Origin of the sequence: Amphiplicatus metriothermophilus, from assembly GCF_900199215.1 — a bacterium.
GTDB lineage: Bacteria > Pseudomonadota > Alphaproteobacteria > Caulobacterales > Parvularculaceae > Amphiplicatus > Amphiplicatus metriothermophilus.
Window position 1 is genome coordinate 170705 of record NZ_FZQA01000005.1, and the last position, 24127, is coordinate 194831.

Genomic DNA, 24127 nt, shown 5'->3' on the forward strand with positions numbered 1-24127 from the left:
CCCAGGCGCAGGTGAGGCCGCCATCATCCAGCTCGGTCAAGCGTCGGCTTGCTGAGCCTGGCCAGGGTCGGAGGTGCTGGAACGGATAATCGACTGCTCGTATTCCTCGACGTCGGACAGGCGATAGACCACCCGGCCGCCCACCTTGAGGAACTTCGGCCCCTCACCGGTCCAACGCCACCGCTCAAGTGTGCGATGGCTGATCCTCCAGCGAACTGCCAGTTCAAGTTGGTTCAAATGAGTTTCCTTCATTTCCGCTTCCTTTCGCTCAGGCCAGTTTGACTGCGACACGACGAAGGCGTGGGCGGAAAACACTATCAAGGTAATACTGTCCGGAGCGCCAAACACAGGGCGCTGCGCTGCCATTCTTGAACAGAGAATTTCTGCGGTGGCGAAGATTCACTTAAGAATACGAAGGCGTTCTGGCGCGCTGTGGGGCATACTTCGAGCGAGTTTGTCGAAGAGTCCTTTCCCTCCGCCAGCCGATTTCAACGATTCGAAAGCCGCGCCAGCCGCGCGATCAATAGCGCGGCAGGACGTGCAGCGCCGACCAGCGGCGCGCGTCGAGGCGAACGGCGGCGCCCGCGCGGTGCTGGCGCCCTTCGAGCCGGATGGGGCCGGCGGCCAGAAGCGCGGCGAGAATCACCGTTTCCGGTCCTGCCCCGCGACGCTTTTCGATGAACAGAACGTCGTCGCCGGGCCTGGCCGGCCGGGCCGGATCCACCCAAACGATCTCGCCGGCCATGAAGCGCGGCGCCATCGCGTCGTCGGGCGCGTAAAAGCCGAACACCCTGGCGGCGTTGGCGAAATGCGGCGCGCGCGGGCGCCAGTCCACCGGGGCTTCGTGCCGGGCGAGCGACCAGCGCCCTTCCGACAGCGCCGTCGCGGCGTAGATCGGCGCGGCCTCGTCGGCGGACGCGACGCGGTCAGCTTCACTCCCGGCGCCCTCGGCGGCGAAATCGCGGCCCCTGTCGGCGAGCGCGCCCGGCGGATTGAACGGCGGTGCGACCCCGAGATAGGCGGCGATCTTCTCCGCCTCATGGAACTTGAGCTGACGTTCGCCGCTCAGCAGCCGCGTCACCGCGGACTTGTCCACGCCCAGAACTGCGGCGATGCCGGCGCGCGTTTTCGTCGGATCGCGGCGCAAGGCGGCCCTGATCCACTCGATATCGGATGACATGCGGCCGAAAATGTCGGCGGGGCGGGAAAATGGCGATTGACAATGTCGCAATTAAGAGGCGCTTTCGTTGTGAATTTCGCAACAAATGGCGGTTAGCGTCCTGCTAGATCGCCTGCGAGCGCCGCAAGGGAAACCGTCATGAAGCCGCATGGGGACGACGCATTCGCGCTCGCCGCCCTCGTTCGGGCGCTTGAGCGCCATGAGAAGTCGCTGGCGACGATCGAAAGCCGCGTGGCCCTGATGCACGAGGAGGTCCGCCGCATCGCGGAGACGGCGGCGCGCTTGCGGCTGGCGCTCGACAACGTCAAGCGGCTGTCGCTCGCGCAGGGCGAGGCGCTGACGCGGATCGAACGCCGGCTCGCCGGCGCCTGGCCGCCGCGCCGGTGAGCGCCGGCCTTGCGCGGCCGTTTCCCGTGCGACCTTTATCGACTGGAACCGCCGCTTAAATCCGACTAGACAGGCGCGAATTCCGACAGGCGGGCGCGCGCCGCGCGCCGCAATTCCAAGAGCGTTCCCATGAGCGACACGCGCGTGATCAAGGTCAACGGCCGGGAGATCGAGGTTCCCGCAAGCCTCACATTGCTTCAGGCCTGCGAGCTCGCCGGCGAGGAGATCCCGCGCTTCTGCTATCACGAGCGGCTATCGGTCGCGGGCAATTGCCGCATGTGCCTGATCGAGGTGAAGGGTGGCCCGCCGAAGCCGGTCGCATCCTGCGCGCAGAACGTGCGCGACCTGCGCCCCGGTCCCGACGGCGCCCCGCCGGAGCTCTTCACCAACACGCCAATGGTGAAGAAGGCGCGCGAAGGGGTGATGGAGTTTCTGCTCATCAACCACCCGCTCGACTGCCCGATCTGCGACCAGGGCGGGGAGTGCGACCTGCAGGATCAGGCCATGGCCTACGGCCGGGACGGTTCGCGCTATTCGGAGAACAAGCGCGCCGTCGAGGAAAAATACATGGGTCCCCTGATCAAGACGATCATGACCCGCTGCATCCAGTGCACCCGCTGCGTGCGCTTCGCGACCGAGATCGCCGGCGTCGACGATCTGGGGCTCGTCAATCGCGGCGAGGACGCGGAAATCACAACCTATCTCGAAAAGGCGATCGAGTCGGAGCTGACCGGAAACCTCATCGACATCTGCCCGGTGGGCGCGCTCACCTCGCGGCCTTACGCTTTCAACGCGCGGCCCTGGGAGCTGACCAAGACCGAAACGATCGACGTCATGGACGCGGTCGGCTCCAACATCCGCGTCGACGTGCGCGGGCGCGAGGTCATGCGCATCCTGCCGCGCGTCCACGAGGACGTGAACGAGGAATGGATCTCCGACAAGACGCGCTTCATCTGGGACGGGCTGAAACGCCAGCGGCTCGATACGCCCTATATCCGCGAGAACGGCAAGCTAAGGCCCGCGCGCTGGGACGAGGCGCTGTCGCTGGTGGCGGAGAAGCTGAAAACAACGCCTGCGGACAAAATCGCCGCCGTGGTCGGCGATCTCGTCCCGACCGAGGCGGTCAAGGCCCTTAAGGATCTGATGACGGCGCTTGGGACGCCGCATATGGACTGCCGTCAGGACGGCGCGCCGCTCGGAATCGGCGTGAGCGGCGCCGAACGCGCGAGCTATCTCTTCAACACGGGCATTGCGGGGCTCGAGCGCGCCGACGCGATTGTGCTGGTCGGAACCAATCCGCGCATCGAGGCCGCGCTCGTCAACGCGCGCATCCGCAAGGCGTGGCTCGCCAATATCAATCTGAAGATCGGCCTCGTCGGCGAGGCCGCGAACCTGACCTACGACTACGAGCATCTCGGCGACGGTCCGCAGACCCTCGCCGAGCTGGCGGCGGGGCGCGGCGCGTTTTTCGAAACGCTCAAGAACGCGGAGCGGCCTGTCGTCATCATCGGCATGGGCGCGATCGCGCGGCCCGACGGGCTGGCGGTTCTCGCCGAAGCGGCGAAGCTCGCCGAAGCCGTCGGCGCGACGCGCGAGGACTGGAACGGCTTCAATATTCTGCACACGGCCGCCGCGCGCGTCGGCGCGCTCGATCTGCGCTTCCTGCCGGGCGAGAGCGGCAAGGATTTCGCCGGCATCCTCAAGGCCGCACAGGATCGCGAGCTTGAAGTCGTCTACAATCTCGGCGCCGATGAGATCGACCCCGCCAAATGGGGCGGCGTCTTCATGATCTATCAGGGCCATCACGGCGACGCCGGCGCGCGCGCCGCCGACGTGATCCTGCCCGGCGCGGCCTACACCGAGCAGAACGGGATCTACGTCAACACCGAGGGGCGCGCCCAGATAGCGTTCCGCGCGCATTTCCCTTATGGCGAAGCGCGCGAGGACTGGGCGATCGTCCGCGCCCTATCGGAGCGGGTCGGGAAGACCCTGCCTTACGACGACCTCTTCGCCTTGCGCCAGGCGATGATCGCCGACGCGCCGTCGCTCGGGCGGATCGATCAGGGGCCGGAGGAAGGCGCCCCGATCGATCTGTCGAAGGTCGGCAAGGCCGGGGACCTGTCGCCAGCGCCCTTCCGCTCGCCGGTCCGCGACTTTTACTTCACGAATGCCATCGCGCGCGCGTCGAAAACCATGGCCGAATGTTCGGCCGTCATGATGCGGGCGCACAGGATGGCGGCGGAGTAGGGCCGCGCGCCATCGCAAGGCGGTCGAGCTTGAACGAGAACGAGAACGAGAACGGAAACGGAAACGACGAAGTCTGGCGGCGCGTCCGCGCCCATGTCGCCTTCGAGCACATGATCGCGGCCGTCCTCATGGGCGCAGCCTTGAGCGGCGCGGCGCTCCTGGCGCTGAGTAATTTCTTCCTGCTCGCCAAGGGCGCGTGGAGCGTCGGCTCGTTTGGCGGGACAGTCTTCGGCGCGCTGCGGCTCGCCATGCTCGTCTTTCTCATCGGCTTCGGCGCGGCGGTGGCGGTCGGCGTTCCGCTGTTTCAGTTTCTGGAGCGGATCCGCATGCGGCGCGCCTGGCCTTATGCGCTCGCCGCGCTCGCCGTCCAGTACGGCGCTTTGTGGATCGTCACAGGCCGCCAGCCCTTGGGCGAGCCGCCGGCGACGTTCCTTTTCTTCGCGCCCGGCTTGTTGATCGCCTGGCTGTTCGCACGGCGCATCCGGCCGGTCTGGCGGGCGGCCGAGCGCGCCGAGTCGGCTGAATCCGGCGCGATCGTTCGGCTGCAATAAAAGCCTGTTTTTACGCCGGAACGTTGCTCCCCTGCGGCGGATCGGCTCGCGCTCGGCGGCGGCTTGGCCTAAACTGACGGCCTTGGCTTGGAGATCGCCCTTCGAATGACCGCGTTGCGTTCAGTCCTCACCGCCAGTCTCGGCTGCCTTGTCCTGGTCGGCGGCGCGGCCGCTCAGGATGTTGAAAAGTCATACGATTTCAGGAACTTCGACAAGATCAAGATCGCCGGCGTCTATGATCTCAAGGTGAGCGTGGGGCCGGATTACTCGGTGATGCTCGAAGGCCCGGCCGAGGCGATGGAGCGCGTCGAAACCAAGATCAGCGGGCGCGTGCTCGTTCTGGACCAGCGCGACCGGCGGTGGGGCGACAAAAAGCGCAAGTCCCGAAACGTGACGGCCTATGTCACGGCGCCGTCCCTCAGGGGGCTGCATATGTCGGGCGTCGTAGACGGCGAGGTCGAAGGCCTCGACGAAGACGCCTTCGAAGTCTCGATCTCCGGCGTGGGCGAAATGAGCCTGACCGGCGCATGCCGCCGCCTTGACGCGGAAGTTTCCGGCGTCGGCGAGCTCGACGCCAGAGGGCTCATTTGCGAGGACGTCCGGGTCGTCGTCTCGGGCGTCGGCGAAGCCAGCGTTTACGCTCGCGAATCCGTCGACGCGGTCGTGAGCGGCATGGGCGACATACGCGTCTATGGCTCGCCGAAAAAGGTCAGGAAAAGCGGCGGCATGTTCGCAGACATTTCGATTCAATAAGACGCGCCCTCCGCCGTCCTCCTGGGATCCGACAGCTGCGCTGAAGCGCGGGAAGAGGCCGACCCTGCGACGACAGGGCGGCCCCTTCCTTATTATAATGATAAAATGCGCGAACTGGATCGGGCAGAATTTGAGGAACGCCGCTTAAACGCCTAATTTCCGAGTGAAACCTTCTTTCTGTCGACAGGAGCCGCGCGATGTCCGAACAAGCCCCGCTGACGACCACTATCGTCGTCGGTTTGGGGCTGGCGTTCATCCTGGGCGCGTTCGCCCATCGACTGAAACTGCCGCCGCTTGTCGGCTATCTGCTCGCCGGCGTCGCGGTGGGACCCTACACGCCGGGCTTCGTCGCCGATCAGGCGATCGGCGCCCAGCTCGCCGAGCTCGGCGTCATTCTGCTGATGTTCGGCGTGGGGCTCAGCTTCTCGCCGCGGGACCTGATGAGCGTGCGCGCGCTCGCCGTTCCCGGCGCGATCGGGCAGATTCTCATCGCCACGCTCCTGGGCGCCGGTCTCGGCCTCGCCATGGGCTGGAGCCCGGCCGGAGCGTTTCTGTTCGGCTTCGCGCTCTCGATCGCATCCACGGTGGTGCTGCTGAAAAGCCTGCAGGACCGCCGGCTGATCGAAACCGAGCGCGGCCGGCTCGCGGTCGGTTGGGCGATCGTCGAGGATCTCCTCACCGTCTTCGCGCTGGTGCTGATTCCGCCCCTGGCGCGGCTCGCCGGGGCGGCGGCGGAGACGAGCCCGGGCCCGCTGGCGCTGCGCCTGTTCGGGCCGGAGGCCGGGGTTTCGGGCGCGCTGGCGCTGACCCTCCTCAAGGTCGTCGCCTTCGTCGGCGTGATGTTCGTGATCGGCAGACGGATCATTCCATGGGTGCTCCATGAGATGGCGCATACAGGCTCGCGTGAGCTGTTCCGGCTCGCCGTGCTCGCAACCGCGCTCGGCGTCGCGCTCGGCTCTTCGCTCCTGTTCGACGTCTCGCTGGCGCTCGGCGCCTTTTTCGCCGGGATGATCCTCGCAGAAAGCGAGTTGAGCCAGCGCGCCGCGCAGGAGACGCTGCCTCTGCGCGACGCTTTCGCAGTGCTGTTTTTCGTGTCGGTCGGGATGTTGTTCGATCCGGCGATCGTGCTGCGCGATCCGCTGGCGCTGCTGGCGGTCGTGTTCGTTATCGTCGTCGCGCGGGCCGCGATCACGCTCGTCATCGTCGGGCTGTTCCGTCACCCCCTTTCGACCGGTCTGGTCATCGCGGCGAGCCGGGCCCAGATAGGCGAGTTCTCCTTCATTCTGGCGAGCATCGGCGTGGGGCTCGGCGTCTTTCCCGAAAGAGGCCAGGATCTCATCATCGCGGGCGCGCTGATCTCCATCCTGCTCAACCCGCTGGCGTTCTGGGCGCTCCCTGCGCTTGAGCGTGGTCTCCAGGCGCCGCTGCAAAGGGTCGGCCTCGCGCCGCCGCCGCGCGAAACCGCCGCGCCGGCGCAAGAGCCGGCACCCGCGGCGGAGCCGGAAGCGCCGGCGCAGCAGACGAGCAAGACCGGCCATGCCATCGTCGTGGGCTATGGCCGGGTGGGCAAGGCCATTGCGGAAGAGCTTGGCGCGCGCGGGATTCCCTATGTGGTGATCGAAGACGCCGCCGCGCGCGTCGACGAGGCGCGGGCGGCCGGGGCTGAGGTGATCGTCGGCAACGGCGCCATGACCGAGACGCTCTCGCTCGCCAATGCGGGCGAGGCGCGCTGTCTGCTCGTCGCCATCCCGAACGTCTTCGAAGCCGGCAGCGCGACCGAGGAAGGCCGCCGGCTCAATCCCGGCATGCCGATCATCGTGCGCGCCCAGACCGACGACGAGGAGGCGCATCTGAAGCATCTCGGCGCCAGCATGGTGGTGCTGGGCGGGCGCGAGGTCGGGCTCGGCATGCTGAGCCAGCTGGACGCGGCCGTCCGCGCGCAGCAAAAAAACGCCGCGTCCGAGGCGGAGGAGGCGAGCGCGGCGTCGGCGCCCCCGGCGACGCCGGAGCCCGCCGTGGAGCCGGCGGCCGAGACGGAGCTTGACGAGCGCTAGGCGCGACGCAGGAACCGACGCGCGCCGCGACCGTTTTTTCCGCATCTGCCCCCGTGACGGCGCGCGCGTTCCGGACTATCAAGCAGCGCCATGGAGACCGTGTGGAACTACCTGACCTCGCGCCCGACCGACGCCGGCTGGGCGAACTGGCTCGTCCCGACCGCGCTGCAGACGCTGGCGCTGATGGTCGTGCTTCTGGTGGCGCTCGCCTTCATCCTCCTGTTCGACCGCAAGGTCTGGGCGGCGGTGCAGATGCGCAAGGGGCCGAACGTGGTCGGCCCCTTCGGCCTGCTTCAGTCTTTCGCGGACTTCTTCAAATTCGTCTTCAAGGAGATCGTCATCCCGGCCGGGGCCGACCGGACGATCTTCATCGTCGCGCCGCTCATCACCTTCGTGCTGGCTTTCGCCGCCTGGGCGGTGGTGCCGGTGGGGCCGGGCCTCGTCGTCGCCGACATCAATGTCGGCATTCTTTATCTCTTCGCGATCTCCTCGCTCGGCGTCTACGGCATCATCATGGGAGGCTGGGCGTCGAACTCGAAATATCCGTTTCTGGGCAGTCTGCGCTCGGCCGCGCAGATGGTCTCCTACGAAGTCTCGATCGGCTTCGTCATCATCACGGTGCTGCTGCTCGTCGGTTCGCTCAACCTGACCGACATCGTCGAAAGCCAGAACCGCGGCATGGGATTCCTCAACTGGCATTTCATCCCGTTGTTTCCGATGTTCGTGGTGTTTTTCGTCTCGGCCCTCGCCGAGACCAACCGGCCGCCTTTCGACCTGCCGGAAGCCGAATCGGAGCTCGTCGCAGGCTATCAGGTGGAATACTCCTCGACGCCCTATCTCCTGTTCATGATCGGGGAGTATCTCAACATCGTGCTGATGTGCGCGATGCTGACGATCCTGTTCTTCGGCGGCTGGCATTCGCCGATTCCATGGGCGCCGCTCGACTCGATTCCGTTGTTCTGGTTCGGCGCGAAGGTCGTCTTCTTCTTCTTCCTGTTCGCCATGGCGAAGGCGATCGTGCCGCGCTACCGCTACGACCAGCTGATGCGGCTGGGCTGGAAGGTCTTTCTGCCGCTGTCGCTGTTCTACGTGGTGGCGCTTGCCGGCCTTATGGTGATGTTTCCCGGCCTGGCGGAGCACTTTCAGAGCTGGAGGCAGTAAATGTCGCGCCTCGCGCAAGCCGTCCGCGGGCTGTTTCTGACCGATTTCCTCGGCGCCTTCTGGCTGGCGCTGAAATATTACGTGCGTCCGAAGGCGACCCTTAACTATCCTTTCGAGAAGGGGCCGCTGTCGCCCCGCTTCCGCGGCGAGCATGCGCTGCGGCGCTATCCCAACGGCGAGGAGCGGTGCATCGCCTGCAAGCTGTGCGAAGCGATCTGCCCGGCCCAGGCGATCACCATCGAAGCCGAGCCCCGCGCCGACGGCTCGCGGCGCACCACGCGCTACGACATCGACATGGTGAAGTGCATCTATTGCGGCTTCTGCGAGGAAGCCTGTCCGGTGGACGCCATCGTCGAAGGGCCGAATTTCGAGTTCGCCACCGAGACCCGCGAGGAGCTCTATTACGACAAGGAGCGCCTGCTGGCGAACGGCGACCGCTGGGAGCGCGAGATCGCCCGCAATCTCGAACTCGACGCGCCGTATCGGTAAGGAAGTCCGGTTTGCAGCGCGGCGCCCTTCGCCCAGGCGGCTTCGACCTGAACCTTGTCTATGCCGAGCGCATGGAGCGCCTTAAGGTCGGTCCGGGCGGATGCCTGGTCCACCTCTATCGCGGCGGCCGCGCCTTCGGCGTCGTAGTGAACGACGACGCCAGCCGAAATCTCCTGCGCATCCTTTTGGGGGCGGTCGGAAAATTCAACTAAAGGAAGTCGCGATCCCGATGATACTGATCTTCACGGTTTGAACCTTCTATCGAAAAAAGCGTTGAAGAAGGTCTCTCCATCTTCCAGCAGCACAACTCGCAGATAGCGCCCTTCCGCTTCGCTGATGCGGCCCCAGCACGTATGCGTCCGTCCGGCTGGGGCTCCTTTTTATCCGGCGACCGGGCGCCCGCAAACACCGTTCCCGCCGGATTTCCGGTCGGCGCCGCAGGGCGCGCTCGAAATAAGGATGCGTCTTCATCGGCGCGCGCTGATCGAGAACCCGTCCCTATAACCCTGATCCGGCCGTGCGTCATGGCGCTTTCGCCGATTACGGCCCTGCGCGGGAGGGAGGCGATGAGGGACGCCCGATCAAACGACCACCGCCCTTTGCAATCGGGGCTAACCCGGTCTACAAGCGCGCAGATTCGCCGCGCCTCGCGCCGTGCGCCTTAGGTCGCATTGCCGGACGCGGCGATCCCAGCCACGACAGCCCCGCTCGCGGGGATCGCCACGACGCCAGACCCGTTTCAGAACCTGCACCGCCGCGCCTGAAGACCTGTTCATGCCGATCGGAACCGCCGCATTCCTGCTCTTCTCCGCCGCCGCGATCCTGTCGGGGCTGATGGTCATCGCCTCGCGCAATCCCGTCCATTCGGTGCTGTTCCTGATCGCCGCCTTCATCTCGGCGGCCGGCCTTTTCGTGCTGATGGGCGCGGAGTATCTCGCGATGCTGCTGCTCGTGGTCTATGTCGGCGCGGTGGCGGTGCTGTTCCTGTTCGTGGTGATGATGCTCGACGTGGACTTCGTCGAGCTGAAGCAGGGCTTTCTTCAGTACATGCCCGTCGCCGCCACGGTGGCCGTGGTCGTCGTCGTCGAGCTCATCATGGCGGTCGCGGTGTGGACGGCTCCGTCCGACGCCGAGATCGCGCGGGCCCATCCCGCGCCGCGCGCGCCGGAGATCGTCGCCGATCCCGCGGGGCCGAACAATATCGAGGCGCTCGGGCTCATCCTCTATACGGACTACGCGCACTACTTCCAGATCGCGGGGATCGTGCTGCTGGTCGCCATGATCGGCGCGATCGTCATGACCTTCCGCGTGCGCGAGGGCGTGCGCCGGCAGGACGTCGCCCGCCAGGTCGGCCGCCGGCGCGAGGAGGCGGTCGAGCTCGTCAAGGTGAAAACAGGGCAGGGGATCTGACCGATGGCCGAGATCGGGCTCGGACATTATCTCGTCGTCGCCGCGATCCTGTTCGCGATCGGCATGGCGGGCATCTTTCTCAACCGCAAGAACGTCATCATCATCCTGATGTCGATCGAGCTGATGCTGCTCGCGGTGAACATCAATCTCGTCGCCTTCGCGCAGTTTCTCGGCGATCTCACGGGACAGGTCTTCGCCTTCATGGTGCTGACCGTGGCGGCGGCCGAAGCCGCGGTGGGCCTGGCGATTCTCGTCTCCTACTTCCGCAATCGCGGCGACATCTCGGTCGCCGACGCCAATCTCATGAAGAACTAGAAATCCATGACGCTGGAGCCGTTAGTCGTCTTCCTGCCGCTGTTCGGCGCGATCCTCGCGATGCCTCTGGGTCGCGCGGCGGGGCCGAAGGCCGCCGAGATCGCCTCGACCGTGCTCGTGGGGCTGGCGGCCGTTTACGCCTGGGTCCTGTTCTTCGACGTGGCGCTGGGCGAGCCCAATCCGCGCACGATCCGGCTCGCGACATGGTTCTCCTCGGGCGACTTCCAGGCCGACTGGGCGCTCAGGCTCGACACGCTCTCGGCGGTCATGCTGGTCGTCGTCAATTCGGTCTCCTTCCTCGTTCACTGGTACTCGATGGGCTACATGAAGGAGTACGGCGAGACGCCGCGTTTCTTCGCATATCTGTCGCTGTTCACCTTCGCGATGCTGACCCTGGTGACGGCGGACAACTTCATGCAGCTCTTTTTCGGCTGGGAAGGGGTCGGCCTCGCCTCCTATCTGCTGATCGGCTTCTGGTTCAAGAAAAAGTCCGCCAACGACGCGGCCATCAAGGCGTTCGTCGTCAATCGGGTCGGCGATTTCGGTTTCGCTCTCGGCATCCTGGGCGTCTACTACGTATTCGGTTCGGTCGAGTTCGACACGGTCTTCTCGGTGATCGCCGCCGACGGCGTCGCGATTCCCTACGGCATGGACACCGGCGCGCCGGTCCGCGAGCTGACGGTCTCCTTCCTCGGCCATGACTGGCACGCGCTCACCGTGATCGGGGTCCTTCTGTTCATCGGCGCGATGGGCAAGTCGGCGCAGCTGCTTCTGCACACCTGGCTGCCCGACGCGATGGAAGGCCCGACGCCGGTCTCCGCGCTCATTCACGCCGCCACCATGGTGACGGCGGGCGTGTTCCTCGTCTGCCGCTGCTCGGCGATCTACGAGAACGCGCCGGACGCGGCCGCGCTCGTCACCATCGTCGGCGCGCTGACCGCCTTCTTCGCGGCGAGCGTCGGGCTCCTGCAGGACGACATCAAGAAAGTCGTCGCCTATTCGACCTGCTCCCAGCTCGGCTACATGTTCTTCGCCGCCGGGGCGGGCGCCTACGGCGCGGCGATGTTCCACCTGTTCACGCACGCCTTCTTCAAGGCGCTGCTGTTCCTCGGCTCGGGCGCCGTCATCATCGCCATGCATCACGAGCAGGACATCAAGAAGATGGGCGGGGTGAAAGACCTCCTGCCGTTCACGCATATTCTCATGCTCATCGGCACGATTTCGATCACCGGCCTCGGGATTCCGGGGCTCTATCTCTTCGGCGCCCCTTTCGGGACGGCGGGCTTCGTGTCCAAGGACGTCATTCTCGAAAGCGCCTTCGCGGCGGGCGAGACGGGCCGCGCCTTCGCCGGCGCCGCCTTCACGCTGGGGCTGATGGCGGCCGTCATGACGGCGTTCTATTCCTGGCGGCTCATATTCCTCACCTTCTGGGGCCGATCGCGCGCGCCCGAGCATGTGCGCAAGCATCCCCACCATGTGCCCGATTCGATGATGATCCCGCTCGTGCCGCTCGCCGTCGGCGCGCTCGTCGCGGGCATGGCGTTCTACGGACATTTCGTCGATCCGGCGAAGTCGGAGAAGTTCTGGAACGGCGCGTTCTATTCGGCCGAAGCGCATGCGCCGGCGGATGATGAAGCGCATGCCGGCGAGAGCCATGCCCCCGCCGACGTTCACGCCGCGCCGGCGGAAAGCCATGACGGCGACGCCGGCGCACATCACGAGGAGAGCCATCACCACGTTCCCGGCTGGGTCCTGTGGGCGCCCTTCCTGGCGATGCTGGCGGGGGCGCTTCCCGCCGCCTTCCATTATCTGCGCGGCGATCCGTTGCGGCCGGGCCTGTTGCGGCCGGGCGGGCTCGTCCACGATTTCCTCAAGAACAAGTGGTATTTCGACGAGATCTACGACTTTCTGCTGGTCAGGCCCGCGCTCGCCATCGGCCGCTTCCTGTGGAAGGAAGGCGACGGGCGCACCATCGACGGCGTCGGGCCTGACGGACTCGCCGCGACGGTCGCGGCCGGCGCGCGGCGCATCGTCCGGATGCAGACGGGCTACATGTATCACTACGCCTTCGTCATGCTGGTCGGCATCGCGCTGTTCGTGACCTACGTCCTGTTGCGGCTGGCGGGAGGCGGACAATGACCGAATCCTTCGCCCAGCAGCCCTGGCTCAGCCTCATCACCTTCCTGCCGCTCCTCGGGGCGGCGGCGATCATGGCCCGCCGCATGATGGCCCGGGTCGGGCCCGACGGGACGGTCGAGCCGCGCGAGCGCGAGCAGATCGACAACGTGGCGCGCCGCGTCGCGCTGTTCTTCACCACCGGCGCGTTCCTGGTCTCCGTCTTCGTCTTTTTCGCCTATTACGATCCCGACCTCGCCGGCTACCAGCTGGTCGAGCAGGCGCCCTGGCTGGGTTCGGGCATCAGCTACAAGATGGGGGTGGACGGGATTTCGATCCTGTTCGTGCTGCTCACCACCTTCATCATGCCGATCTGCATTCTCGCCTCGTGGACCTCGATCACGAAGCGGGTCGCCGACTACATGATCGCGTTTCTGATGATGGAAACGCTGATGGTGGGCGTGTTCTGCGCCCTCGACCTTTTTCTGTTCTACTTCTTCTTCGAGGGCAGCCTCATCCCGATGTTCCTCATCATCGGCGTGTGGGGCTCGTCGGGGACGAAGGAATTCGCCGGCTTCGCCATGCCGAGCCGGGTCTATGCGGCGGTCAAGTTCTTCCTGTTCACGCTGCTGGGTTCGGTGCTGCTCCTCGTCGCCATGGCGTGGATGTATTTCGCCGCCGGCACGACCGACATTCCGACCCTGCAGCAGTTCGACTTCCCCGCCGGGGCGCAGAAATGGCTGTGGCTCGCCTTCTTCGCCTCCTTCGCGGTGAAAATGCCGATGTGGCCGGTGCACACCTGGCTGCCGGACGCGCATGTTCAGGCGCCGACCGCCGGCTCGGTCATTCTCGCCGCGATCCTGCTGAAGATGGGCGGGTACGGATTCCTGCGGTTCTCGCTGCCCATGTTTCCGCTGGCGAGCGCCGATTTCGCGCCGCTCGTCTTCGCGCTGTCGATCGTGGCGATCATCTACACCTCGCTCGTGGCGCTGGCGCAGGAGGACATGAAGAAGCTCATCGCCTATTCCTCCGTCGCCCATATGGGCTTCGTCACCATGGGCATCTTCACCGGCACGGAGCAGGGGATCGAGGGCGGGCTCTTCCAGATGCTCTCCCACGGCTTCATCTCCGGCGCGCTCTTCCTGTGCGTGGGGGTCGTCTACGACCGCGCGCACACCCGCGAGATCGCGGCCTTCGGCGGGCTCGTGCACCGCATGCCGATTTACGCCTTCCTGTTTCTCTTCTTCACGCTCGGGAATGTCGGCCTGCCGGGCGTGTCCGGGTTCGTCGGCGAGTTTCTGACCATGGCGGGCGCGTTCAAGACGAACAGCTGGATCGCCTTCTTCGCGGCCTTCGGCGTCATCCTGTCGGCGGCTTATGCGCTCAGGCTCTATCGCCAGGTCATGTATGGCGAGCTGTTAAAGCCCGCCCTCCAGTCGATCACGGACGTCGACCGGCGCGAGCTCGCGATGCTGGCGGCGCTGATGGCCTTCGCGCTGTATCTCGGCGTTTATCCGTTCCCGGCGCTTTCGGTGTTCTCGCCCGCCGCCGACCTCCTGATTGAGAACTATCGCGCCGCGCTGGCGGCGGGAGGCCTGTGATGGGCGTTTTCGAGACGCTTTCCTTCTTCGTCCCCGAGCTTCTGCTCGCCGTCGGCGCGATGGCGCTTCTGATCGCCGGCGTCTATATGGGCGAGCGCAGCGCGCGGCCGATCGCGCTCGCCTCGGCGGCGCTGCTGCTGGCCGCCTGCGTCATCGTCCTGTTGACGCCGGTCGGCGGCGGGCAGACGCTTTTCGCCGGCGCGTTCCGGATCGACGCCTTCTCCAGCTTCGCCAAGGCGATCGTCTTCGCGGCGGCGGCCGTCGCGATTCTCATGTCGGACCGCTACCTCGCCGGCGAGCAGCTCGGCCGTTTCGAATATCCGGTGCTGATCGTGCTCGCCGCTTTCGGCATGGGCCTGATGGTTTCGGCGACCGATCTCATCGCGCTCTACATGGCGGTCGAGACCCAGAGCCTCGCGCTTTACATTCTCGCCGCCTTCAATCGCGACAGCCGCCGCTCGACCGAGGCGGGACTTAAATACTTCGTGCTCGGCGCGCTCTCTTCGGGCCTTCTGCTGTACGGCGCCTCGCTCATCTACGGCTTCGCCGGCTCCACCCGCTTCGACGAGATCGCGCGAGTCGCGGCCATGGGCGGCGACAATCTCGGCCTCGCCGTCGGCCTCGTTTTCCTGATCGCCGGCCTCGCCTTCAAGGTCTCCGCCGCGCCGTTCCATATGTGGACGCCGGACGTCTATGAAGGCGCGCCGACGCCGGTGACCGCCTTTTTCGCCGCCGCGCCGAAATTCGCCGCGATGGCGCTGTTCGCGCGGGCCATGTCGGCGCCTTTCCTCGAGCTGATCGACGACTGGCGCCCCATCATCGCGATCATCGCCGTCGCCTCGATGGCGGTGGGCGCCTTCTCCGCCATCGTCCAGACCAACATCAAGCGGCTGATGGCCTATTCCTCGATCGGCCATATGGGTTATGCGCTGATCGGGCTCGCCGCCGGCACGGCCGAGGGCGTTTCGTCCGTGCTCATCTATATGGCGATCTACGTCGTCATGACGGTCGGGACCTTCGCCTGCATCCTGATGATGCGCCGGCGCGGCGGCATGACCGAGGCGATCGCCGATCTGTCCGGCCTGTCGCAGACCAACGCGCCCTTCGCGCTCATTCTCACCGTTCTGCTGTTCTCGCTGGCGGGCGTTCCGCCGCTCGCCGGCTTTTTCGGCAAGTGGTTCGTGTTCTTCGCCGCCGTCAACGCCGATCTCGTCTGGCTGGCGGCGATCGGGGCGGTGATGAGCGTGATCTCGGCCTATTACTATCTGCGCGTCGTCTGGATCATGTGGTTCGACGAGCCCGCGCCGGCCTTCGAGCGCGAGAGCGGCCCCGTGCTCGGCGCGGCGAGTTCGATCTCGGCGCTTTTGATGTTTCCCGGCCTCGTCGTGTTCATCGGGGCGCTGGTCGCCGCGGCCGAGAAAGCCGCCGCGTCGCTGTTCTGATCCGTGGCCGGACGACTCTCCTCAGGGGCGGCGCTCGAGGTCTTCGAAACGCTCGACTCGACGAATCGCGAGGCCCGTCGGCGCGCGGACGCGGGCGCGCGCGGACCCGTCTGGCTCGTCGCGCTCGAACAGACAGCCGGCTACGGCCGGCGCGGCGCGGCCTGGGTCCAGGCGCCGGGCGATTTCGCCGGCACGTTTCTGTTCGACGCCGGCGCGCCGGGCGAAAGGCTGGGCGAGCTGTCCTTCGTCGCGGGCCTCGCCGTTCTCGACGCCGTGGAAAGCTTCGCCCCGCGCGCCGCGCTCGCCCTCAAATGGCCGAACGACGTGCTGGCGGCGGGCGGCAAGCTCGCGGGCGTCCTGATCGAGCTGCTCGCGCCGCCCGCGCTGGTCGCCCTCGGCGTCGGCGCGAACATCGTGAGCCGGCCCGAAGCGGCGGCCTATCCCACCGCGCGCCTGCTCGATCTCATGGGCGAGGACGCGCCGCCGTCGCCGCAGGCGTTCGCCGCCGCGCTCGATGCGGCGCTGGACCGCCGGCGCGCGATTTGGCGCAAGGAGGGCTTCGCGCCCATTCGCGCGGCCTGGCTCGACCGCGCGGCCCGGCTCGGCGAACGCATCGTCGTGAACCTGCCGGACGGAAGCGTTTCCGGCGTGTTCAGGGACCTCGATAAAACCGGCGCGCTCATACTAGAATGCGCGGACGGAACCAGAACCATCGCCGCCGGGACGATTCTCTCGGGGCGCGGAGAATAATCCCCATGCTGCTCGCCATCGACGTCGGCAACACCAACTCGGTCATCGCGCTTTACGACGGCGACAGGCCGGCGGCGCAATGGCGCACCTCCACCTCGCCGACGCGCACCGCCGACGAATACGCCGTCTGGCTGTCGCAGCTCATGGGGCTCGCCGGCTACAGGCTGGCCGACGTCACCGATTGCGTGATCTCCAACGTGGTGCCGCAGTCGCTCTTTCATTTCCGCAATCTGTCGCGGCGCTATTTCAACCGCGAGCCTTACGTCGTCTCCGCCGAGAACATTCCCGGCGTCGAGGTGCGCATTCCGAAGCCGTCCGAAGCCGGCGCCGACCGGCTGGTCAACGCCGTCGGCGCCTATGCGGCCTATGGCGGGCCGCTGATCGTGGTCGATTCCGGCACGGCGACGAATTTCGACGTCGTCGGCGCGGACGGCGGCTTCGAGGGGGGCGTGATCGCGCCGGGCATCAATCTTTCCATGCAGGCGCTGCACGACGCGGCCGCGCAGCTTCCCCGCGTCGCCATCCAGCGCCCGCCGCAGGTGATCGGCCGGGACACCGTCGGCGCCATGCAGTCCGGCGTGTTCTGGGGCTATGTCGGACTCATCGAAAACCTCGTCAAACGCATCAGGGAAGAGTATCCGCAGCCGATGAAGGTGGTCGCCACCGGCGGCGTCGCCTCGCTGTTCGAAGGCGCGACGGACTGCATCGACGTGTTCGACGCCGACATAACGATCCGCGGACTGATCGAAATATACAGACGTCTGAAAAAAGCGGAGGCGGCCGGCTGATGGCGCGGGACGAGCTTGTCTTCCTGCCGCTCGGCGGCGCCGGCGAAATCGGCATGAACCTCAATCTCTACGGGTTCGGGCCGGCGCGCGCGCGCAAATGGATCATGATCGACTGCGGTGTGACCTTCGGCGATCTTTCCACGCCGGGCGTCGATCTCATCTGCGCGGATCACTCCTATATTCTCGACCGCAGGGAGGATCTTCTCGGCCTCGTGCTCACCCATGGCCATGAGGACCATATCGGCGCGGTCGCGCTGCTGGCGCCCGATCTCGGCTGTCCGGTCTTCGCGACGCCCTTCACCGCCGCTCTGGTGCGCCGCAAGCTGGAGGAGGCGGGCGCGCGCCTCGACCTGCGCGCGCTCGACCCGAGCGCGCGCTTTACGCTGGGGCCGTTCGACCTCGAATTCGTCACGCTCACCCATTCGATTCCCGAACCCAACGGGGTCATCATCCGAACGGATCTGGGGACCGTGCTGCATACGGGCGACTGGAAGATCGATCCCGAGCCGTCCCTTGGTCCGACTACGGACGACGCCGTGCTGCGCCGGCTCGGCGACGAGGGCCTGCTCGCCATGGTCTGCGATTCGACCAACGTGTTCTCCGAAGGCGAGTCCGGCTCGGAATCGCGGGTGCGCGAAAGCCTCACGAAGCTGATCGCGGCCCAGCCCGGCCGGGTCGCGGTCACGACCTTCGCCTCGAATGTCGGCCGCGTCGTCTCGATCTGCGAGGCCGCCGCCGCCGCCGACCGCAGCGTCTGCCTGCTCGGCCGGTCGATGCTGCGCATCGTCGACGCCGCCCGCGAGACGGGCATTCTGCCCAGGGGCCTTAAATTCGTCGAGCCGCAGGACGCCGGCCATCTGCCGCGCGAGCATGTGCTCTATCTGTGCACCGGCAGCCAGGGCGAGCCGCGCGCGGCGCTCGCCCGCATCGCCCGCGACGACCATCCCGACATCGCGCTCGGCGAGGGCGACACGGTGATCTTCTCCTCCAAGATCATTCCCGGCAACGAGCGCGAGATTTATACGCTGCATAACGACCTCGTGAATCTCGGCGTCAAGGTCGTCACCGAGAAGGACGCGTTCATTCATGTCTCCGGCCATCCGTGCCGGGACGAGCTGAAGCAGATGTACGCCTGGGCGCGGCCGAGGATCGCCGTGCCGGTCCATGGCGAGGCGCGCCATCTCGAAGAGCACGCCGATTTCGCGCTGGCGCTCGGCGTCGAGGAGGCGATCGCCCCGCGCAACGGCGATCTCATCCGCCTTGCGCCGGGCGCGCCGGAGATCATCGACGAAGTCCCCGTCGGCCGGCTCTATCTCGACGGGCGGATGCTCATGCCCGACGGCGCCGCGCCGCTGCGCGAGCGGCGGAAGCTCGCCTTCGCGGGATGCGTCGCGGTCGCGGTGACGCTCGACGACGACGGCTTTCTCGCCGCGCCGCCGGCGGTCTCCGTCATCGGCGCGCCGGCGGCGGACGCGGACGGCGAGCCGCTCGCGCCGCTGATCGAGGAAGCCGTCGACGACGCTCTCGGCAAGCTCGGCAGAAAGCAGCGCCGCGACGACGAGGCGGTCACGATCGCCGCCCAGCGCGCCGCGCGCAACGTCATGTCCGCCGCCTGGGGCAAGCGGCCTATGGTGAGCATACTGATCAACAGGCTTTAAGCGATGAACCCGCTGAGCGCCGTCGTCGTCTACGTCATGGTCTGGTGGGCCGTGCTGTTCGCGGTCCTTCCCTGGGGCGTGCGCGGCCGGTGGGAGTCCGAGGACGACGGGGTCGCGGGCGCCGAGCCCGGCGCGCCGGTCAAGCCCGAGCTCAAGAAGAAGCTTTTGTGGACCACCGCCATCGCGACGCCGATCTGGGCGGCGATCGTGGCCGTCATCATGAGCGGGATCATCGATTTTCGCGACTGAAGGCGTCCGACCGCTTGCGTCGCCGCCGCGCCTCCCGTAAACTATTGAAAGTTCAATCTTTTTGAAGTTCCCGGCGAGGACGCCCCGATGAGCGAGCCACGCGCCGCTGATGAAACCGCGCGCGCGCCGGAAGGCGCGCCGACGCCGCCTGCGGGCGAAGAGGCGGAGATCCCGCCCTTCGGCGCCGATCGCGCGCTGTCGGAGGGGTTCGTCGATTCCGTCGCGGCCGCGATCGAGGCCGCCGACGCAGAGCAGCTTCACGCGCTGTGCGACGAGCTGCACCCGGCCGACATGGCCGACCTTCTCGGCCTCCTCCATGAGGACGAGCGCGTCCGCCTCATCGAGCTTCTGGGCGGCGGCCTGCCGGCGGAGACCCTCGCCGAGCTCGATTCCGACATCCGCGAAAGCGTCGTGCTGGCGCTCAAGCCCGAGAAGCTGGCCGAGGCGGTCGCCGATCTCGATACGGACGATGCGGCCTTCGTGCTCGAAGATCTCGACGAGGAGAAACGCGCCGAGATCCTCGCCGAGATCCCGGTCCCGGACCGCATCGCGCTCCATCAGGCCCTCGACTACGAGGAGGAGAGCGCCGGGCGCCTCATGCAGCGGGAGGTGTTCGCCGCGCCGGCCTACTGGACGGTGGGTCAGATCATCGACCGGCTGCGCGGCTCGGACGACCTGCCGGACCGCTTCTACGAGGTCTTCGTGGTCGATCCGACCTTCAAGCCCGTCGGCTCGGTGCCGCTGTCGACCCTGCTCAAGACGCCGCGCGAGGTTCCGATCTCGCAGATCATGTCCGACCGCGAGCTGCGCCTCATTCCGGTGACGATGGACCAGGAGGAGGTCGCCTATCTCTTCGAGCAGTACAACCTCATCTCCGCGCCGGTGGTCGATGAAAGCGAGCGCCTCGTCGGGATGATCACCGTCGACGACGTGGTCGAGATCGTTCACGAGGAGACCCATGAGGACATGCTGGCGATGACCGGCGTCGCCGCCGAATCGGGCCTGTCGGACAGCGTCATCGAAACGGCGCGTTTCCGCGTTCCCTGGCTCGTCGTCAATCTGTTCACGGCGATGCTGGCCGGTTCGGTCGTGGGCGCTTTCGGCGCCACGATCGAGCAGATCGTCGTTCTCGCCGCCCTGATGCCGGTCATCGCCGGCATGGGCGGCAACGCCGGCACCCAGACGCTCGCCGTCACGGTGCGCGCTCTGGCGACGAAGACGCTCACCTTTTCCAACGCCGCCCGCGTGGTGATGCGCGAGGCGGGCGTCGGCCTCGTCAACGGACTGGTCTTCGGCGTGCTGCTGAGCCTGCTCGCCGGAGGATGGTCGCTGTTCATGAGCGGCGATCCGGACAGGAGCGTCAAGCTTGCGCTGGTGACGGGCTCGGCGATGACGATAAATCTCGTCATTGCGGCGCTCGCCGGCATTCTCATCCCGCTCGGCCTTCATCGCCTGGGCGCGGATCCGGCCGTCGCCTCGGGCATTTTCCTGACCACCGTCACCGACGTGACGGGCTTCTTCGTCTTTCTCGGCCTGGCGACGATCGTTCTGCTTTGACCGCGCGCCGGCGCCGCCTGCGCTTATTCTGTGTTCTGATGTGTTTTTCGCCGCGTCAGCCGCGCGCCGAGCCACAGCGCCAGCGCGCCGACGAGAAGAATGAAGATCGTCGCCGGCTCGGACGCCTCGGGCGGCGGCTCGGGCGGGGGCGGCTTCGGGCAGTCCGGCCGGTCGGGCGTCGGCTCGTCCGGGCAGGGCGCCGGGCCTGCGCCGGGCGGAATGACGAGGACAGGCGGCAAGGGGCCGGGCCCGGGCGCGCCCGGGGGAAAGATCACCGGCCGCTCGGGCGGAAAGACGGGCTGGGCGACGCCCGCCAGCGGCGCGGGCGGAACGTGCAGCGGTTCCGCGTGGGGCGCCCGCCCTGGCTCCAGTCGCGGCGCCGGCGCATAGCCGGCCGCCGGCGCCGGGGCCGGGCGGGCTCTCAAAAAGACTCGCGCCCGGCCCTCCGGGGCCCGTCCTCGCCGCAGCAGCCGCAATTGACGACGATGTCGTTGCGGATGTCGCCCACGGCGCGCGCGTACCACTTGGCGAAATCTTCCTCGCTCGTCCGGCCGCCCCCGAAGCCGCCGGTCCACAGGATCGCCGCGGCGATGATGAGCGCCGCCGCAATATTCGCCAGACCGTTGCCAAACATGGTCCCACCTGCCTTCGCCCGGTTCTGCGCGTCGCGCCGGCCACAGGCCGGCCGCGCGGAACGCCGGGGAGGGCCCGGGCCTCGCCGCCCCCCTGGCCGGGAACGCTCCCAAGTCTCGTGCCATTTCCGGCCGCGCGCGGGCCCGAAACGGCGACGGAAATCCTCGGCGATTCCGCGCCGTGCGGTCCGAGCGAGAGAAATTCTAGCACGGGGCGTGCCGAAATGGGCCGTCCCGCGCGCCCCGGCCCGGCGCCCACGCCTACCCAACGCGGGGCGCGCATGCTAAACAAATCGTTAACGGAGTCGGCGCGCGGCGCCGGCCGGGGCGCGGTTTTCGCCCCGACCGGAGCGTTCGTTTGCGTTGGCGCGCCGTCCGGCGGATCGGGGGTCGGGGCGGCGCTGCGAGGGGATGGCTGGCCGCGATGAAGACGGGAGAGACAGGGCTCAATCTCATCAAGGGCTATGAGGGCCTGCGCATGTCGGCGCATTACGCGCCGAGCGAGCAGTGGACCGTTGGCTACGGCCACACCGCGACCGCCCGCCACGGCATGAGCGTCACCGAAGGCGACGCCGAGCGCCTTCTGCGCGAGGACGTCAAGCCGATCGAGGCCCTCATCGCGGAGACCGTCCGCGCCCCTCTCAATCAGAACGAGCACGACGCGCTCGTCTCGCTCATCTTCAATATCGGCGAGGACAACTGGCGCCGCTCCACGGTGCTGCGCAAGCTCAACGAAGGCGACAAGCTGGCCGCCGCGCAGGCCTTCGAGATGTGGACCCGCGCGCGCGTCAACGGCGAGCTCGTCGCGCTCGACGGCCTGGTGCGCCGGCGCGCGGCCGAAAAGTCGCTCTTCCTCATGCCGACCGACGCCGCGCTGGTCGTTCCGAGCGCGGACGTTCGGCCCGCGCCCGAATGCGAGCCGGCTTTCGTCTCCGACGTGGAGCTGAAGGCCAGGCCCCTCGTCAACTTCGACGACGCCAGGGACAAGACGAAGGTCGCGCTCTCGCCGGAGGAGCGCGCCGCGCGCGCCCGCGCGCTTTTCGCCGCGACCCAGGCGATCGCCGGCGATCCGTCGAAGATGATCATTTCGAAGGCGGAGGAATACGCCGACATGGGCGTGACGGTCGGCGCGGTTCTGGCCGGCGTGCTCGCCTTCGCGCTCACGGGGCTCGGCGCGGCGCTGCTTCTGGGGCAGGAGTTTCCAGCCGCCGCGGCCGCGCTCGGGCTCACCTATGAGCGCTTCACCGCGCTGTTCGAGAACCTGCCCATGTGGCTGGCGGCGACCGGCGCGGCGATGTCCTATTTCATTCTCTACATCCTCGTGAAGCGCGTCGCCCGCCACGACCTCAAGCGCCAGCGCGCGCGCGAGCTTGCGCGCCTGCGTCTGGCGGAATAGGCCTTGGCGCGCAGACGCGCGCGTGACCGCATGACCGTTCATCTCGTCAAGCTCTGCGTCGGCGCCGAGAGCGTCGAGGACCTCGCCGGCTGGGTCGCCCGGCGCGCCGAGCGCAACGCGCGCGAGGGGCGCTGGGGCCGGGTCAGCGAGCACGTCACGCGCCTGTTCCCGCGCCGGACGGCGGAGCTTCTCGACGGCGGCTCGCTCTACTGGGTCATCAAGGGGGTCGTTCTGGCGCGCCAGGCGCTCGTCGGCTTCGAGCCGGTGACGGGCGCGGACGGGATCGCACGCTGCGCCATCCTGCTCAAGCCCGAGGTCGTCCCCGTCGAGGCCCAGCCCCGCCGCGCCTTTCAGGGCTGGCGCTATCTCAGGCCCGAGGACGCGCCGCGCGATCTTAAAAGCGGCGCGCGGGGCGCGCCTTCGGCCCTGCGCGCCAGGCTCGCCGAACTGGGACTGCTTTGAATGACTCCCGCGCGCAAACGTCTTCTCCTCTTCGGGGCGCTCGCGACGCTGGCGGCGATCCTCGCCGTCGCGGCGATCATCCTGCTCCTGCGGCGGGAGGCCGAAGAGCGCCGCGCCGCCGTTTGCCTTCGAACCGACATCGGCGTCGCCGGTCTCGAAAGCGGGAGCTGCCGCCCGCCGGCTGCGTTCGCGGACTTCGCGGAAAGCCCCGTGACCGACTCCGGCGGCGCGGCGTCGGTCAGCCTGTCCCATCCGACCGACCCGCGCGCCGGCGCGGTTACGGTGCGGACCTGCGCCGCCTGGCGCGCTCGTCGCGCCGAGGGCTGGCATGCGCTCGCCGCGGCCGACATGCGCCGCGAACTCGCCTTCGAGCGCGCCTGCGGGGCGCTCGCCGCGCTCGAGCGCGCCCGCGCGCCCGAACGCACCCATTTCCGCGACGGGGCGCTCGCCCGCGGCGATGTCGCGGCCGTGGCCGGCGCCGCGCCCCTGCGCATCGGGCCGGCCGCGGACGACGCCGAGGCGGGGACCGTCGCGATCGAAGCGGAAGCGCCGGGCGTGTGGCGCTGGTCGGCCGGCGGCCAGCGCGTGCGGCTTCAGGAGATCGCGCATGCCGACTTCAACGGAGACGGGTTGGGCGACGTCCTGGTTTTCCTCGCCGCGGCGGCCGAGAGCGGCACCGCGAGCGCCGGCGCGGTCGGGATCGTGGAGAAGACGGCCGAGAACGCCCCCGCGCGCTTCACGGCGATGTAAGCCGGCGGCGGGCCCGGCCGGCGGGCTCGCCTGCCGGGCGACGGCGGGGCGGCGAATCGCACGAAACGGCGCGGCGGCGAGTCGCGCTGAGTCTGGCGCCGCAAGGGCTTCGGGCCGGTTTCGAACGATTCGGCTTTGCGCGAATCGCGCGGTTTCGCCCCGAAGGGGCGCGCGCGGGCG

Annotated in this window: 25 protein-coding genes; 20 read left to right on the forward strand and 5 right to left on the reverse strand. The window is 67.6% G+C overall.

Going from position 1 to position 24127, the window contains the following annotated elements; genetic code table 11:
* Positions 1–36: 36 nt before the first annotated feature.
* A complete protein-coding gene (locus tag CHB64_RS11610) occupies positions 37–252 on the reverse strand; it encodes a helix-turn-helix transcriptional regulator (protein WP_028032132.1) in 216 nt (71 codons plus the stop codon).
* Between the two features lie 268 nt (positions 253–520).
* A complete protein-coding gene (locus tag CHB64_RS11615) occupies positions 521–1180 on the reverse strand; it encodes a LexA family transcriptional regulator (RefSeq protein ID WP_143266010.1) in 660 nt (219 codons plus the stop codon).
* 138 nt (positions 1181–1318) lie between these two features.
* Between CHB64_RS11615 and CHB64_RS11620 the strand changes: the two genes are divergently transcribed.
* The 7 genes from CHB64_RS11620 (at position 1319) to nuoI (ending at position 8822) form a co-directional block, all read left to right on the forward strand.
* Positions 1319–1567, forward strand: coding sequence for a hypothetical protein (locus CHB64_RS11620; RefSeq protein ID WP_089412783.1), 249 nt, complete (start codon positions 1319–1321; stop codon positions 1565–1567).
* A 129-nt stretch (positions 1568–1696) separates the two neighbouring features.
* The gene (nuoG, locus tag CHB64_RS11625; protein ID WP_089412784.1) at positions 1697–3814 is read left to right on the forward strand and encodes an NADH-quinone oxidoreductase subunit NuoG; all 2118 of its coding nucleotides are present in this window, start codon (positions 1697–1699) and stop codon (positions 3812–3814) included.
* A gap of 29 nt (positions 3815–3843) precedes the next feature.
* Entirely contained in the window at positions 3844–4365 is a 522-nt protein-coding gene (locus CHB64_RS11630) for a hypothetical protein (RefSeq protein ID WP_089412785.1), read from the forward strand.
* 105 nt (positions 4366–4470) lie between these two features.
* The gene (locus tag CHB64_RS11635) at positions 4471–5118 is read left to right on the forward strand and encodes a head GIN domain-containing protein (RefSeq protein WP_143266011.1); all 648 of its coding nucleotides are present in this window, start codon (positions 4471–4473) and stop codon (positions 5116–5118) included.
* A 197-nt stretch (positions 5119–5315) separates the two neighbouring features.
* Positions 5316–7172 carry a cation:proton antiporter domain-containing protein gene (locus CHB64_RS11640; RefSeq protein WP_089412787.1) on the forward strand — a complete coding sequence of 619 codons (1857 nt, stop codon included), beginning with the start codon at positions 5316–5318 and terminating at the stop codon, positions 7170–7172.
* 90 nt (positions 7173–7262) lie between these two features.
* A complete protein-coding gene (gene nuoH, locus CHB64_RS11645) occupies positions 7263–8333 on the forward strand; it encodes an NADH-quinone oxidoreductase subunit NuoH (RefSeq protein ID WP_089412788.1) in 1071 nt (356 codons plus the stop codon).
* Positions 8334–8822 (forward strand): NADH-quinone oxidoreductase subunit NuoI, encoded by a 489-nt coding sequence (gene nuoI / locus CHB64_RS11650; protein ID WP_089412789.1) that lies wholly within the window; start codon positions 8334–8336, stop codon positions 8820–8822.
* Here the strand turns inward: nuoI and CHB64_RS15800 are convergent.
* Complete coding sequence (locus CHB64_RS15800; RefSeq protein ID WP_375790381.1) at positions 8735–8992, reverse strand: hypothetical protein; 258 nt, start codon at positions 8990–8992, stop codon at positions 8735–8737. The genes nuoI and CHB64_RS15800 overlap by 88 nt on opposite strands.
* A gap of 604 nt (positions 8993–9596) precedes the next feature.
* On the opposite strand from CHB64_RS15800, the gene CHB64_RS11660 reads away from it, so the two are divergent.
* From CHB64_RS11660 to mgtE, 10 genes are all read left to right on the forward strand, one after another.
* Positions 9597–10232 (forward strand): NADH-quinone oxidoreductase subunit J, encoded by a 636-nt coding sequence (locus CHB64_RS11660; protein ID WP_089412791.1) that lies wholly within the window; start codon positions 9597–9599, stop codon positions 10230–10232.
* 3 nt (positions 10233–10235) lie between these two features.
* Positions 10236–10547 (forward strand): NADH-quinone oxidoreductase subunit NuoK, encoded by a 312-nt coding sequence (gene nuoK, locus CHB64_RS11665; RefSeq protein WP_089412792.1) that lies wholly within the window; start codon positions 10236–10238, stop codon positions 10545–10547.
* Positions 10548–10553: 6 nt separating this feature from the next.
* Positions 10554–12686: an NADH-quinone oxidoreductase subunit L gene (nuoL, locus tag CHB64_RS11670; protein ID WP_183234048.1), complete on the forward strand. Its 2133-nt coding sequence runs from the start codon at positions 10554–10556 to the stop codon at positions 12684–12686.
* Positions 12683–14263, forward strand: a complete 1581-nt coding sequence (locus tag CHB64_RS11675) for an NADH-quinone oxidoreductase subunit M (protein WP_089412793.1) — start codon at positions 12683–12685, stop codon at positions 14261–14263. Before nuoL ends, CHB64_RS11675 begins: the two co-directional genes overlap by 4 nt.
* Positions 14263–15705 (forward strand): NADH-quinone oxidoreductase subunit NuoN, encoded by a 1443-nt coding sequence (nuoN, locus tag CHB64_RS11680; protein ID WP_089412794.1) that lies wholly within the window; start codon positions 14263–14265, stop codon positions 15703–15705. Before CHB64_RS11675 ends, nuoN begins: the two co-directional genes overlap by 1 nt.
* 3 nt (positions 15706–15708) lie before the next feature.
* On the forward strand, positions 15709–16455 hold the full coding sequence (locus tag CHB64_RS11685; RefSeq protein WP_089412795.1) for a biotin--[acetyl-CoA-carboxylase] ligase: 747 nt from the start codon (positions 15709–15711) through the stop codon (positions 16453–16455).
* A gap of 5 nt (positions 16456–16460) precedes the next feature.
* Positions 16461–17243 (forward strand): type III pantothenate kinase, encoded by a 783-nt coding sequence (locus CHB64_RS11690; RefSeq protein WP_089412796.1) that lies wholly within the window; start codon positions 16461–16463, stop codon positions 17241–17243.
* Positions 17243–18901 (forward strand): ribonuclease J, encoded by a 1659-nt coding sequence (locus tag CHB64_RS11695; protein ID WP_089412797.1) that lies wholly within the window; start codon positions 17243–17245, stop codon positions 18899–18901. Before CHB64_RS11690 ends, CHB64_RS11695 begins: the two co-directional genes overlap by 1 nt.
* 3 nt (positions 18902–18904) lie before the next feature.
* Positions 18905–19150 carry a DUF1467 family protein gene (locus tag CHB64_RS11700; protein ID WP_089412798.1) on the forward strand — a complete coding sequence of 82 codons (246 nt, stop codon included), beginning with the start codon at positions 18905–18907 and terminating at the stop codon, positions 19148–19150.
* Positions 19151–19237: 87 nt separating this feature from the next.
* On the forward strand, positions 19238–20707 hold the full coding sequence (mgtE, locus tag CHB64_RS11705; protein ID WP_089412799.1) for a magnesium transporter: 1470 nt from the start codon (positions 19238–19240) through the stop codon (positions 20705–20707).
* A gap of 23 nt (positions 20708–20730) precedes the next feature.
* On the opposite strand, the gene CHB64_RS11710 is transcribed toward mgtE, so the two are convergent.
* On the reverse strand, positions 20731–21132 hold the full coding sequence (locus CHB64_RS11710; protein WP_089412800.1) for a hypothetical protein: 402 nt from the start codon (positions 21130–21132) through the stop codon (positions 20731–20733).
* Entirely contained in the window at positions 21129–21341 is a 213-nt protein-coding gene (locus CHB64_RS11715) for a hypothetical protein (protein ID WP_089412801.1), read from the reverse strand. The genes CHB64_RS11710 and CHB64_RS11715 overlap by 4 nt, the downstream gene beginning before the upstream one ends.
* Positions 21342–21763: 422 nt before the next feature.
* On the opposite strand from CHB64_RS11715, the gene CHB64_RS11720 reads away from it, so the two are divergent.
* Genes CHB64_RS11720 through CHB64_RS11730 form a run of 3 tightly spaced genes read left to right on the forward strand, consistent with a single transcriptional unit; the run spans position 21764 to position 23947 of the window.
* Positions 21764–22735 carry a lysozyme gene (locus CHB64_RS11720; RefSeq protein WP_089412802.1) on the forward strand — a complete coding sequence of 324 codons (972 nt, stop codon included), beginning with the start codon at positions 21764–21766 and terminating at the stop codon, positions 22733–22735.
* A gap of 30 nt (positions 22736–22765) precedes the next feature.
* Positions 22766–23197, forward strand: coding sequence for a DUF1489 family protein (locus tag CHB64_RS11725; RefSeq protein WP_089412803.1), 432 nt, complete (start codon positions 22766–22768; stop codon positions 23195–23197).
* Positions 23198–23947, forward strand: a complete 750-nt coding sequence (locus tag CHB64_RS11730) for a hypothetical protein (protein WP_089412804.1) — start codon at positions 23198–23200, stop codon at positions 23945–23947.
* Positions 23948–24127: the final 180 nt, after the last annotated feature.